This window comes from Mycobacterium paraffinicum, from assembly GCF_001907675.1.
Taxonomy (GTDB): domain Bacteria; phylum Actinomycetota; class Actinomycetes; order Mycobacteriales; family Mycobacteriaceae; genus Mycobacterium; species Mycobacterium paraffinicum_A.
In genome coordinates this window covers 81255-93270 of sequence record NZ_MPNT01000018.1, presented here as the reverse complement: position 1 = coordinate 93270, position 12016 = coordinate 81255, and the positions used below count along the sequence as shown (strand labels likewise).

11 protein-coding genes are annotated in these 12016 nt (G+C 69.9%); 6 read left to right on the top strand and 5 right to left on the bottom strand.

The genetic code is table 11. From position 1 onward, the window contains the following. Positions 1-2: 2 nt before the first annotated feature. Positions 3-1352 carry an HNH endonuclease signature motif containing protein gene (locus BRW65_RS19435; protein ID WP_073877436.1) on the bottom strand — a complete coding sequence of 450 codons (1350 nt, stop codon included), beginning with the start codon at positions 1350-1352 and terminating at the stop codon, positions 3-5. A 104-nt stretch (positions 1353-1456) separates the two neighbouring features. On the opposite strand from BRW65_RS19435, the gene dapB reads away from it, so the two are divergent. From dapB to BRW65_RS19420, 3 genes are all read left to right on the top strand, one after another. Next, positions 1457-2194: a 4-hydroxy-tetrahydrodipicolinate reductase gene (dapB, locus tag BRW65_RS19430; RefSeq protein ID WP_073877496.1), complete on the top strand. Its 738-nt coding sequence runs from the start codon at positions 1457-1459 to the stop codon at positions 2192-2194. A gap of 7 nt (positions 2195-2201) precedes the next feature. Continuing rightward, positions 2202-2657: a hypothetical protein gene (locus BRW65_RS19425; RefSeq protein WP_073877434.1), complete on the top strand. Its 456-nt coding sequence runs from the start codon at positions 2202-2204 to the stop codon at positions 2655-2657. Between the two features lie 62 nt (positions 2658-2719). Continuing rightward, positions 2720-3121 carry a flavodoxin family protein gene (locus tag BRW65_RS19420; RefSeq protein WP_073877432.1) on the top strand — a complete coding sequence of 134 codons (402 nt, stop codon included), beginning with the start codon at positions 2720-2722 and terminating at the stop codon, positions 3119-3121. Here BRW65_RS19420 and BRW65_RS19415 read toward each other — a convergent pair. The 3 genes from BRW65_RS19415 to BRW65_RS19405 are packed head-to-tail and all read right to left on the bottom strand — an operon-like array spanning position 3118 to position 6211. After that, a complete protein-coding gene (locus BRW65_RS19415) occupies positions 3118-3951 on the bottom strand; it encodes an acyl-CoA thioesterase domain-containing protein (protein WP_073877430.1) in 834 nt (277 codons plus the stop codon). The two genes, BRW65_RS19420 and BRW65_RS19415, sit on opposite strands and share 4 nt — an antisense overlap. 43 nt (positions 3952-3994) lie before the next feature. Beyond that, positions 3995-5551, bottom strand: coding sequence for a GAF domain-containing protein (locus BRW65_RS19410; protein WP_139273180.1), 1557 nt, complete (start codon positions 5549-5551; stop codon positions 3995-3997). 3 nt (positions 5552-5554) lie between these two features. After that, positions 5555-6211: a response regulator gene (locus tag BRW65_RS19405; protein WP_073877492.1), complete on the bottom strand. Its 657-nt coding sequence runs from the start codon at positions 6209-6211 to the stop codon at positions 5555-5557. Positions 6212-6574: 363 nt separating this feature from the next. On the opposite strand from BRW65_RS19405, the gene BRW65_RS19400 reads away from it, so the two are divergent. The 3 genes from BRW65_RS19400 (at position 6575) to BRW65_RS19390 (ending at position 11664) form a co-directional block, all read left to right on the top strand. Beyond that, the gene (locus BRW65_RS19400) at positions 6575-6793 is read left to right on the top strand and encodes a hypothetical protein (protein WP_073877428.1); all 219 of its coding nucleotides are present in this window, start codon (positions 6575-6577) and stop codon (positions 6791-6793) included. Between the two features lie 90 nt (positions 6794-6883). Beyond that, positions 6884-8428 (top strand): class I adenylate-forming enzyme family protein, encoded by a 1545-nt coding sequence (locus tag BRW65_RS19395; RefSeq protein ID WP_244168142.1) that lies wholly within the window; start codon positions 6884-6886, stop codon positions 8426-8428. Beyond that, positions 8425-11664 carry an acetyl-CoA carboxylase family protein gene (locus tag BRW65_RS19390; RefSeq protein ID WP_073877424.1) on the top strand — a complete coding sequence of 1080 codons (3240 nt, stop codon included), beginning with the start codon at positions 8425-8427 and terminating at the stop codon, positions 11662-11664. Before BRW65_RS19395 ends, BRW65_RS19390 begins: the two co-directional genes overlap by 4 nt. On the opposite strand, the gene BRW65_RS19385 is transcribed toward BRW65_RS19390, so the two are convergent. Next, positions 11665-12012, bottom strand: a complete 348-nt coding sequence (locus BRW65_RS19385) for a PE-PGRS family protein (protein WP_073877490.1) — start codon at positions 12010-12012, stop codon at positions 11665-11667. It abuts the gene before it with no gap. Between the last annotated feature and the right edge of the window lie 4 nt (positions 12013-12016).

Genomic DNA, 12016 nt, shown 5'->3' with positions numbered 1-12016 from the left:
CGTCAAGGGTCGTCGGCGCGTTCGGGGTGGTGGTAGTCGTTGGTGCGCTGGCCACGGTCCAACTGCGGCGGGGGGACCCATTCGGTGCGGCCGTTGGGCAGCTTCCTTGTCCGCCAGCCCTTTTCGATCAGCTTGTGGTGCGGAGTGCAGGCAAACGTGAGCTTGTCGGCGTCGGTGATTCCGCCGGCGGCCCACTCGTCGAGATGGTGCACCTCGCACCAGTAGCCGGGCGCGTCGCAGCCGGGATGCGTGCAGCCGCGGTCCTTCGCATACAGGACGATGCGCTGATCCGGCGTGGCGATTCGCCGCGACCGGGCGAGATAGAGCGGGCGGTCCGAGTGTTCGTCGAACACCGCCAAGTAATGGTAGGCATGGCGTGCCAGCCGGATCACGTCGCGCATCGGCAGCACCGTTCCGCCGCCCGTCACCGCCCGCCCGGTGCCCGCCGTCAGCTCCTGCAACGTAGTCGAGACAATGACCGTGACCGGTAATCCGTTGTGCGCACCCAGGTGCGGGTTGCCCAGCTGGCCGCGCACCAAGGCGTTGAGCGCGTCGTGCTGGCGCTGCGCGTGGCTGCGCAAGTCGCCGCTCGCGGATTCGGCACTGGGTTCGCCGTCGACACAGGGCCGTTCGTCGTCGGGGTTGCACATGCCGGGTGCGGCGAACCGCGCGAGCCAGGCGTCGAGGTTGGCGCGCAACTCCGGGGAAGCGATCAGCTTCCCGATGGTCATCCCGTCGGCCCGCTGCCCGGCCCACGTGAAGCCGCGCTGCCGGGCGCGGTCGGTGTCGGAGAACTTCCCGTCGGGGTTGATCCGAAGCGCGCACCGGTGCGCAACCTTCTCCAGTTGGTCGGGCCGCAACTGCACCGCCTGCCGGGCCAGGAACTGTTCGGCGGCTGCTACCGTCGCGGCGGGCACGGCGTCGGGCAGGTCGCGCACGAACGTCTGAATCACCCGCAGGTGCTGCCCGTCGAGGGCGCCGTCCCGCCACGCGGCGGCGGTGGCGGGCAACTCGGGCGGCAACTCCTGGCCGGTGAGGGTCAACCGCGGCGAGAGCTGCCTCGCGTCTCGAAGCCGCCGGCATGCCTCGCTGTAGCTGATCCGCAGCCAGTCGCCGATGACCTTGTGGACCGGCCCGCCCAGGTCACCGGGATCCTCCTGCGCCAGGCCCGCGATCAGGTCGTGACTGGTCGCAACCTGCTGCCGGCGTGCGGTCTCCATCCGCTCCAACGCCCGCAGCCGAATGGCGGGGCTGAGCGCGTCGAATTTCAGCCCGCGCACCGCCGCGCCGGCCGCGTCCAGCGCGTCCAGCGCCCCGGACACCTCCGGCGGGATCTCCTCGATCGAACGCATGTTCGAACGGTAGCTGCCGTCCCCCGTACCGCGCCACCGACAAGGCCACGGTTGTGGATAAACACCCGACTGTGGATGAATCGGCCCGGTCTAGGGTGAAGCTCATGCGGGTAGGCGTCTTGGGAGCTAAGGGCAAGGTCGGTTCGGCGATGGTGGCGGGAGTGCAGGCCGCCGAGGATCTGACGCTGTCCGCGGAGGTCGACGCCGGCGATCCGCTGAGCATGTTCACTGACTCCGACACCGAGGTGGTCATCGACTTCACCCACCCCGACGTGGTGATGGCCAATCTAGAGTTTCTGATCGCCAACGGAATTCACGCCGTCGTCGGTACCACCGGCTTCACGGCCGAACGACTGGATCAGGTCGAGTCCTGGCTGGCGAACAGTCCCAACACGAGCGTCCTCATCGCCCCCAACTTCGCGATCGGCGCCGTGCTGTCAATGCATTTCGCCAAGCAGGCGGCGCGCTTCTTCGATTCGGTGGAGGTGATCGAGCTGCACCACCCGCACAAGGCGGATGCCCCGTCGGGCACCGCCGCGCGGACCGCGAAGCTGATCGCCGAGGCGCGAAAAGGACTGCCGCCCAACCCCGATGCCACCAGCACCGGCCTGCCCGGCGCCCGCGGTGCCGACGTCGACGGCATCCCGGTGCACTCGGTGCGACTGGCGGGTCTGGTCGCTCACCAGGAAATCCTGTTCGGCACCGAAGGGGAGACGCTCACCATCCGCCACGACAGCCTTGACCGCACCTCGTTCGTACCGGGCGTGCTGTTGGCCGTGCGGCGCGTCAGGGAACACCCCGGCCTCACGGTGGGGCTCGAGCCGCTGCTCGACCTGCAGTGAGCCCGCGATGAACGCCGCCTTGCGCATCCAGTTGCTGATCGCGTTCCTGTGCGTCGCGATGCTGGTGTACTTCGTGCTGCTAGGGCGGATGGCCGTCGCGATGATTGCCTCGGGCCGGGGCGCCGCCGTGGGGCTGGGCCTGGCGGTGTTGATCATGCCCCTGATCGGGCTGTGGGCCATGGTGGCGACCCTGCGCTTCGGGTTCGCCCACCAGAAGCTCGCCACTCTGATTGCGGCCGACGGCATGGAGCTCGACACCAGCGCGCTGCCGCGGCGGGCGTCGGGCCGCATCGAGCGCGACGCCGCCGACGCCCTGTTCGCCTCGGTACGCACCGAAGTCGAAGACCACCCCGACGATTGGCGGCGCTGGTACCGGCTGGCCCGCGCCTACGACTACGCGGGTGACCGCCGCCGGGCGCGGGAAGCCATGAAGACGGCGCTGGAACTGCAGGGCCGCCTGTGAACGAGACACCGCGTAAGACACTGTTGATCATTCACCACACACCGTCACCGCACTGCCACGAGATGTTCGAGGCCGTCGTCTCGGGGGCCACCGACCCCGAGATCGAGGGCGTCGAGGTCGTGCGGCGACCGGCGCTGACCGTGTCACCGGCTGAGATGCTGGCGGCCGACGGCTACCTGCTCGGCAGCCCCGCGAACCTGGGTTACATGAGCGGTGCGCTCAAGCACGCGTTCGACTGCGCCTATTACCAGTTGCTCGACTCGACGCGCGGCCGCCCGTTCGGTCTGTACCTGCACGGTAACGAGGGCACCGAGGGCGCCGAGCGCGGCGTCATGTCGATCACCACCGGCCTCGGCTGGGCCAAAGCCGCAGAGACCGTTGTGGTTTCGGGCAAGCCGGACGGGGTCGACCTGCAGGCCTGCTGGGAACTCGGGGCGACGGTTGCCGCCCAGCTGATGGCCTAGGTGTAGGGCGGTTTGAACGCCTCGGCCGGTTGGGCGAGCGCCAGCGTCGAGCTGGTGCCGATCGGCCCGCGCCGGTCGAACAGGGTAGCGGCGCCGGTGGCCACCCCGGCCGCGCCGTAGTGGCTTTGCGCCGCCAGCCCCAGGAACTCACCGTCGGGCAACCGGCTGGCGGTGACGGTGTAGTCGGCGTTGATGTAGCGCAATCCGCCGGTGCCCCAATGCGTCAGCGAACTCGTGATGTCACCGACGAAAGCCAGTCGGATGAAGGGGGTCAGGGGATAGCCCTGCACCATCGGGCGAAAGATCCTCGTCCACGCGAACTTCTGGGAGTGGGACTGTTCCCACTCGCCGGCCGCGATGCCCGGGCTGCCCGCGGCGGTGGCCCCGTAACCCCAGATCAGAAACGGCATGTCGGCCGGGAAGCCGCCGGAATCGGCGGGAAGCGGCGGCGTGGCAAGGGGCGGCGACCACACCGTCCCGTCGGGATGCTCCCCTCGGCGCAGGAACAGCGCACTGGCCCGCGCGACGGTGTTGCCGTTCTGCACCAGCGCGCCGTCGACGAGCTTGATCCGCCGACCTTCCCGCTGCACCGAAATCCGAATCTGAACCGGCTCGAGCAACGCCGGGCGGAGCAGGTCGACCGTGAGGCGGGCCGGCTGAAAGTCGGGCTCGATGCCGGATTGCTCTATGCCCCAACCCAACAGGCCACCGACGATTTGTCCGCCCATCGCGGCACCCCACGGGCCTCGGGTCATCACCCCCGGAACGTACGAGTCGCCGTCGACAGTGAAGAACGCCTCGGGAATGATGGCGGAATCGTCGATGGTCATCGCTATCACGATAAGACACCGCGCGGCCGGAACCTGCGCGCTGTCATGCGCGGGTAGGGATCGCCGCCCGCAGGGCGGTGCCGCCGCCGGGGGGACTGGCAATGTCGAGCTGGCCACCGAGCGCCTCGACCCGGTCTATCAAACCGACGAGCCCGGATCCGTTGCGCCTGTCGGCTCCGCCCACTCCGTTGTCGCGAATGGCGACCACCAGCTTCGACTCCTCGATCCGGGCGTCGACATCGATCGCTGAGGCGTGTGCATGCCGGGTCGCGTTGGTAAGTGCCTCCGCGACAACGTAATACGCCGCAACTTCGGCGAACTCGGGTATCTGTCCTTCGAGTGCCAAGCGAACGGTGGCCGGAACGGGGCAGCGGCGGGCGAGCGCCTTGAGCGCGGGACCGAGGCCACCTTTCGACAAGATCGCCGGATGAATGCCCCGAGCAAGCTCCTGCAGGTCGGTCGAGGCTGCGTTCAGACCCGTCACAGCGGCGGATATTTGGTCTTTCAGCCAGCCGAGTTCGGACGGCACCCCGGCTTCGATGGAGCGGAGTTGCAGTGCGAGGGATACCAGCCGCTGTTGTGCGCCGTCGTGCAGATCACGTTCCAGGCGGCGCCGGGCATCGTCGGCGGTGGTGACAAGACGCGCCCGGGAAGCGGTGAGCGCCGCGTGGGCTTCGGCGTTGGCGATTGCGGTGGCGACGAGTTCGGTGAATTCACCGATCCGCTGCTCCGTATCGAGCGGCAGGGGCTCCGAAGAGGAGCCGACGACCGCGATCCCCCACAGCCTGCCCTCGACCACGACCGGCGCACCCACGCCGCTGCGCAATCCGAGGCCAGTGATCAGTGCCGCCACGTCACCGATCGCCGTGTCGTGAGTGTCCATTCGAGCCGGTCGACCTGAATGGGCCACCGTGGCGCCGATATTCTCCCCGTCCAGGGGCCAGCGGCTGCCGACGGGCGTCCGCACCACCCGCCCGGGGTCGTCGCGGGCCGCGATAAGCGTTGCGGTGCCGTCATTCTCGTAACGCCAGAGTGCGGCGTTGGCAACGCCGAGCGACCTCGCCAGCTCATTCGCCACGGCCGGGAAGACGTCCGACGGCCGCGCCCCGCGTGCCACCAGGGTCGCAACCCGCCGCAGCCCCGCTTGTTGCCCGGCCAGCACGCCGAGCTCATCGCGGCTCGCTTCGGCGTCCTGCCGCCGTTGCTCGGCAGCCGCGGCGTTGGCTCGCGCGGTGCGCGCTAGAACGTTCGCCACCAGTCCGACGACGACGAAGACCAACAAGACCGTCCAGTCCTGGGGCTCGGCCGGCACCACCTTGGTGTCCGGCCAGCTGCGAAAGTAGTCGAAAGCGAACGCGCTGAGCGCCGCGGTGCCGACGGTCAATCCGGCGCCCCAGCCGGATGCGACGACCAAGACCCCGATGAGGTAGAGCACACCGAAGGCGTTCTCGGCGGCAAGCGTCTTGAGTAGCAGCATGACTGCGGTCTCCACCCCAATGCAGGCGGTGACGACCGCGAGCCCCAGCGGTATGGGCAGGGGATCCCGCGACAGCAACGCCGAGCCGAGGCGGGACAGGCTCAACGACTTAGCCGGTGACACTGGTCAGCGAGCCTCCAGGAAGGTGATGACCGCACGAACCCGTCGATGATCGTCCGGGGTTTCGCGTAGTTCCAGTTTCGTCATGATGCTGCGAACATGCTTCTCGACCGTGCCCTCGGTGACCCACAAGCGGCGGGCGATGCCGGCGTTCGACCGGCCTTCCGCCATCAGGGCAAGGACTTCCATCTCCCGTGGGCTCAGCGCGGCCAGCGGGTCGTTGCGCGTGCGCGATTCGACCAACTCCTGGACCAGAGCGGGGTCGACCACACAACCACCGTCGGCGATTCGGCCCAGCGTATCCAGGAAATCGTCGACATCGGTGACCCGCGTCTTCAGCAAGTACCCGACGCCGCGGCCGTTGGCCAGGAGCCGCATCGCGGGTTCGACGTCTACGTGCGCGGACAAGATCACCAGCCCCACCACTGGCAGCTCCTCGCGGATGGTCATCGCGGCGTCGATTCCTTCCGTGGTGCCCGTCGGCGGCATCCGGATGTCGACGATTGCCAGCTCCGGTCCCTCCTGACGGACCAGTTCGAGCAGGCGGGTGGCGTCGGCGGCCTGACCGACGACGCGGTAACCGGATCGGGTCAGCAGGCTGGCCAATCCCTCCCGCAACAGCACGTCGTCGTCCGCGACGACGACCCGCACCCCCGGCTCCACCTGACCCGATCCTTTCGTGTGATCGCACTGGCAGTGCCGAGCGTATTGCAGCCAGCCGGTATCGCCGCGGTCACGCTGCCGGTCCCGCAAGACGGGTGTCAGCACCGACGACACCGACCCGGCGGCGCGCGAACCTGGGGGTTATGAGGACGACCACCACTTCTTCGACCAGTATCCGCGCCGTGGGCGGCCGGTACCCGGTGAGCTCTGTGGTCCACCTGGTCGAAACCCTCGCGTTCAACTCGGCCGAGGCGGCGATTGTCCGCAACGGCGCACCCGCTCTCGTCAGTGGAACCCGTTAGTGCGCGTCCTCGTCCGCTTAGGTGTCGGGGGTGTAGGCGCCGGGTGAGGAGGAGCCGCGATGTGATCGCCAAGATACTGCTCACCGCCGCTTTGACGCTGAGCTGCGGTGTCGGGACACCGGTTCACGCCGACCCCAGCGTCTTCGGCACCCTCGGTTGCGGTTGTCCGGACACGCCGCCAGGTGCCGCCCCGGCGCAGCAACACGACATGCAGCAACACGACATAGAGCGGGGGATCGCGGACGGTCTTTCCGGTGTGCCGGCGGAGCCCCCGCACTGATCCGGCAGCACCGTTTCCAGCTCTGGGCGCGGGCCGGCCTACTACGCTCACAGCCGGGACATGACTGTTCGATGTGACGGAGGTCGAGACGTGACGCAGCGGGGCGCAGTCCTCGAAATTCATCGCGACCACAACCCGTTTCCGGCGACAGGCGTGACCCGCGACGCCGCCGGCGTCCCCCACTACGACGACCTGCCCGCCACGCTGCTGGACATGCTCGCCCAACAGGTCGAGCGGCGTCCGGACAGCGAGGCGGTGGTCGAGCTCGGCGCCGGCCGACTGACCTACCGCCAGCTGTGGGACCGCGCGGCGCGCGTCGCCGGCGGGCTGCGCGCGGGCGGGCTGCGGCCCGGTGATCGCGTCGCGGTGCGTTACCCCGCGGGCATCGACTGGGTGCTGGCGTTCTGGGGCATCGTGATGGCCGGTGGAGTTGCGGTGGCTGTCAATACACGCTCGGCGCAGCCGGAGGTCGAGTTCGTCCTCGCTGACTCCGGGGCGGCGCTGGACCTGGCCGCCGACGCCCCGCTGCCCGACGGGCAGCCGTACGTGACGGACCGGCTCGGCCCCGCGGACGTGGCCGCGCTGTTCTACACGTCGGGCACCACCGGCCACCCCAAAGGGGTGCCGACCACCCACGAGGCCTTTCTGACCAACACCGAGAACGCGATTCGCTGTCTGGAACAGCCGCGCGACCTGGGCGATGCCATGCGTACGCTCATCTCGGTGCCGCTGTTTCACGTGACCGGTTGCAACTCACAGCTGCTGGCCGCCACCCGGCTGGGCGGCGCGTCGGTGATCATGCCCGCCCTCAATCTGGACGGGTTGATCGCCACGCTGAGCGCCGAGCGCATCTCCGTCATGGTCACCGTGCCGGCCGTCTACGCACTGATGTTGCGGCACAACGGCTTTGCCGAGGCCGACGTCTCCGGCGTGCGTTGGGTGGGTTACGGCGGCGCACCGATCGCACCGTCGCTGGTGCGCTCGGTGAAGAACGCCTTTCCGCAAGCCACGGTCTTCAACGGCTACGGCATGACCGAGTCGGCCTCGCTGATGACCGTGCTGCCGAGCCGGGACGCGGTCGAGCACGCCGACTCGGTCGGGTATGCGGTCCCGTCCGTCGACCTCGGCCTGATTCCGTTCGGCGGCGACGAGCCGGGCGTCGGCGAGTTGGTGGTGCGCGGCGCGAACATCACCGCTGGCTACTGGAACCGGCCGGAAGCGACCGCCGCGACCATCGTGGACGGCTGGCTGCACACGGGCGATGTCGTGCGCGTCGACGAGGCGGGGCGGGTGCACATCGTCGACCGGCTCAAGGACATCATTAATCGCGGCGGCGAGAACGTCTCCAGCGTCGAGGTGGAGGCCGTGCTGCTCGCCGCGCCGCACGTCGCGGACGCCTGCGTGCTGGCGGTCCCCGACGACGTCATGGGCGAGAAGGTGGGCGCCGTGCTGTTCGGTGGCGCGGACGAGATCGACGTGCCGGCCGTGCTCGACCACTGCCGCGAACAGCTCGCCGATTTCAAGGTGCCGCAGTACGTCACCGTGGTCGACAGCGCGCTGCCGCGCAACGCCGGTGGCAAGCTGCTCAAGGGCAAGCTTCGCGGACAGGTGCAGTGGGGGGAGCCGCTGCGATGAGCGCGACCGTGCTGGTCGCCAACCGCGGCGAGATCGCACTCCGAATCGTCCGCACCGCAGTCGAATTGGGCATGCGAACGGTCGCGGTCTACGCCGAGGACGACGCCGAGAGCCCGCACGTGCACGCGGCCGACGAAGCGGTTGGCCTGCCGGGCGCCGGGCCGCGGGCCTACCTGGACCAGCCGGCCGTGCTGGCCGCCGCGAAAAGCTCGGGCGCCGAGTTGATCCACCCGGGTTACGGGTTCCTCAGCGAGAACGCCGAATTCGCGCGGGCCTGCGCCGGTGCCGGTCACACGTTCGTCGGACCGGACGCCGACGTGCTCGAACTGGTGGGCCACAAGTCGGCCGCCCGCCGCGCGGCCGTCGCCGCCGGGGTGCCGGTGTTGCCGGCGACCGACGGGCCGAGCACCGTCGCGGACGTCGAGGCGTTCTTCGCGGACCGGGGCGGCGCCGTCATGATCAAGGCGCTCGCCGGCGGGGGCGGCCGGGGCATGCGCACGGTGCGCAGCGCCGACGAGATCGGCGCCGCGTACCAACAGTGCGCCGCGGAGGCGCGACTGGGCTTCGGGGATCCGGCGCTGTTCGCCGAGGCGCGCCTCGACGGCGCGCGGCACATCGAGGTGCAGGTGGTCGCCGCGCCGGCGGGGCACCAAACGCGCGCGCTCGCGCTCGGCGACCGCGACTGCAGCATCCAGCGGCGTTACCAGAAACTCGTCGAAATCGCCCCCGCCCAAGGGCTTTCCGACGCGATGCGGCATGATCTGCACCGGGCGGCGGTCCGGTTGTGCGCGCGGGTCGGGCTGCGCGGACTGGCCACGGTCGAATTCCTGGTGGCCGGTGAGGAGTTCGTGTTCCTCGAGGTCAACCCGAGAATTCAGGTCGAGCACACCGTCACCGAGGAGACGACCGGATTCGACCTGGTCGCCGTCCAGCTGGCGATCGCCGGGGGCGCCTCCTTCTACCAGCTCGGCCTACCGGCGGGAATCGCCTCCGACGGCAACGAGGTCATGGGCGAGCCCGCCGCGCACCGCGGCATCGCGATTCAGGCCAGGGTGAACATGGAGACCCTCACCCCGGACTTGTCGGTCGTGCCCGCGGCCGGCACCATCAGCGTGTTCTCGCCGCCGAGCGGGCCGGGCATCCGCGTGGACACCTACGGCCGGGCCGGATTGGTCGTCAACCCGCACTACGACTCACTGCTGGCGAAGGTCGTCGCCCACGTGCACCGGTCGTCGCCGCAGGCGGCGCTGCGCAAGGCCCGTACCGCCCTCACGGAGTTCGGCATCGAGGGCGTCCGCACCAACATAGACTTCCTGCGCGAGCTGCTGTCCCACCCGCAGGTCGAATCCGGCTGGGTCACCACGGATTTCCTCGACGAGACGCTGCCCGAGCTCGCCGCGGCCACTGCGTCGCACCGGCACGAGGTGCCTGCCGCGCCGGTCGAACTGTATCCGGGTGAGGACGTGCTGCGCGCGCAGTTGGCGGGCACCGTCATCGAGGTGGTCCCCGAGGGCGCCGACTTCGGCGCGGGCAGCCAGCTCGTCGTCCTCGAAGCGATGAAGATGCAGCACGTGCTCGCCGCGCCTGACGCGCTGCGGACCGTGCGGGTTCTGGTGGTGCCCGGGCAGATCGTCGGGACGGGTGACCCGCTGCTGGTCTTCGCCCGCACCGGAGGCGGAGCGGGCGGCGGCGCCGCGAGTGACACAGCGGATCTCGACCGGCCGCGCGGCGACCTCGACGAGGTGCGCCGACGGCGTCTGTTCACCCTCGACGAGGGCCGCGAGGCCGCGGTTGCCAAGCGGCACAAGCAAGGCCGTCGCACCGCGCGAGAGAACATCGCCGATCTGATCGACCCGGGCAGCTTCATCGAGTACGGCGCGCTGGCCATTGCCGCACAGCGCAGTCGGCGCTCGGAAGACGACCTCATCGCCAACACGCCGGCCGACGGCCTGGTCGCCGGGCTGGCCACGATCGGCGCGGACCGCTTCGAGCGAGCGGCGGCCGAGGCCGTCGTGGTGTCCTATGACTACACCGTCCTGGCGGGCACGCAGGGCATGCGCAACCACGCCAAGACCGACCGCGCGTTTGACCTGGCCGCCCGTAAACGCCTGCCGGTGGTGCTGTTCGCCGAGGGCGGCGGTGGGCGGCCGGGAGACACCGACGCCGGCGGCGCGGCCGGGCTGGACGTGCCGACCTTCCGGATGCTGGCCGGTCTGAGTGGCCTGGTGCCGCTGATATCCATCGTCTCGGGCCGGTGTTTCGCCGGCAACGCCGCGCTGGCCGGCGTGTGCGATGTCATCATCGCGACGCCGGACGCCAACATCGGGATGGGCGGGCCGGCCATGATCGAGGGCGGCGGCCTCGGCGTGTACCCGCCGGAGGCGATCGGCCCGATCGGTGTGCAGCGGCGCAACGGCGTGGTGAGCCTGGTCGCCCGCGACGAGGCGCACGCGGTTTCGCTGGCCAAGCAGTATCTGTCCTATTTCCAAGGCGCAGTAGATGAATGGGCGGCGCCCGACCCGCGGCTGGCCCGGCATGTGGTACCGCAGAACCGGTTACGCGCCTATGACGTACACCGGGCGATCGAGGCGATCGTCGATACCGGTTCCATGCTGGAGCTGCGGCCCGACTACGGGGTCGGCATCGTCACCGCGCTGGTCCGCGTCGAGGGGGCGGCCTACGGTCTGATCGCGAACAGCACGCACCACCTCGGCGGCGCCATCGATGCCGAGGCGGCCGACAAGGCCGGCGACTTCCTGGCCCTGTGCGAATCGTTTCGGCTGCCGGTGATTTCGCTCTGCGACACGCCGGGCTTCATGGTCGGGCCCGACGCCGAGAAGGACGCGGCGGTCCGGCGGTTCGGGCGGATGTTCGTCCTGGGCGCGCGGCTGACCGTGCCGGTCGGCATGGTCATCCTGCGCAAGGCATACGGGCTCGGCGCGATGGCGATGGCCGGCGGATCCTTCCGGGCACCGCAATTCACCGTCGCCTGGCCCACCGGCGAGATCGGCGGGATGGGCCTGGAGGGCGCCGTCCGCCTCGGGTTCAGCAAGGAGCTGGCCGCCGAGGGCGACCCTGTCAAACGCCAGGAGTTGTTCGACAAGTTGGTGGCCGCGGCCTACGAGCACGGCAAGGCGCTGCGCGCGGCCACCACATTCGAACTCGACGACGTCATCGATCCCGCGGACTCCCGGGTCTGGATTGCCAGGCTCCGGGAGCCGTCGGGATCGAGGTGATCAGGCGTGGCCGGAACCGCAGCCGACGCCGGGCAGGCAGCCCTGGCCGCCCGGAATCCCGCCGGGCCCCGCGTTCTGGCCGCCCGAGCCGCAGCCGACGCCCGGGACGCAGCCCTGGCCGCCGGGACCGCCGCCGGGGCCGTTGAACTGGCCGCCCGAACCGCAGTTGCCGTTGGCGTCGCAGCCGCCACCGCCCGGGTCGTCCTTGAACACCACGTGCGTGGGTGCCGCGGACGGCGCGGGCGCGGAAGCAAGAGAATCGGTTATGGCGATCGGAGCAATGGCGATGGCGGCGGCCGCAGCCCCGCCCACCACCAGTCTTTTCGTGAGGGTTAATTTCGAGAACATGCCG

Coding starts and splice junctions, on each gene's coding strand:
- BRW65_RS19420 (WP_073877432.1), top strand. CDS start 2,720: ATGTTCGAGGCCGTCGTCTCGGGGGCCACCGACCCCGAGATCGAGGGC.
- BRW65_RS19425 (WP_073877434.1), top strand. CDS start 2,202: ATGAACGCCGCCTTGCGCATCCAGTTGCTGATCGCGTTCCTGTGCGTC.
- dapB (WP_073877496.1), top strand. CDS start 1,457: ATGCGGGTAGGCGTCTTGGGAGCTAAGGGCAAGGTCGGTTCGGCGATG.
- BRW65_RS19435 (WP_073877436.1), bottom strand. CDS start 1,352: ATGCGTTCGATCGAGGAGATCCCGCCGGAGGTGTCCGGGGCGCTGGAC.
- BRW65_RS19385 (WP_073877490.1), bottom strand. CDS start 12,012: ATGTTCTCGAAATTAACCCTCACGAAAAGACTGGTGGTGGGCGGGGCT.
- BRW65_RS19415 (WP_073877430.1), bottom strand. CDS start 3,951: ATGACCATCGACGATTCCGCCATCATTCCCGAGGCGTTCTTCACTGTC.
- BRW65_RS19390 (WP_073877424.1), top strand. CDS start 8,425: ATGAGCGCGACCGTGCTGGTCGCCAACCGCGGCGAGATCGCACTCCGA.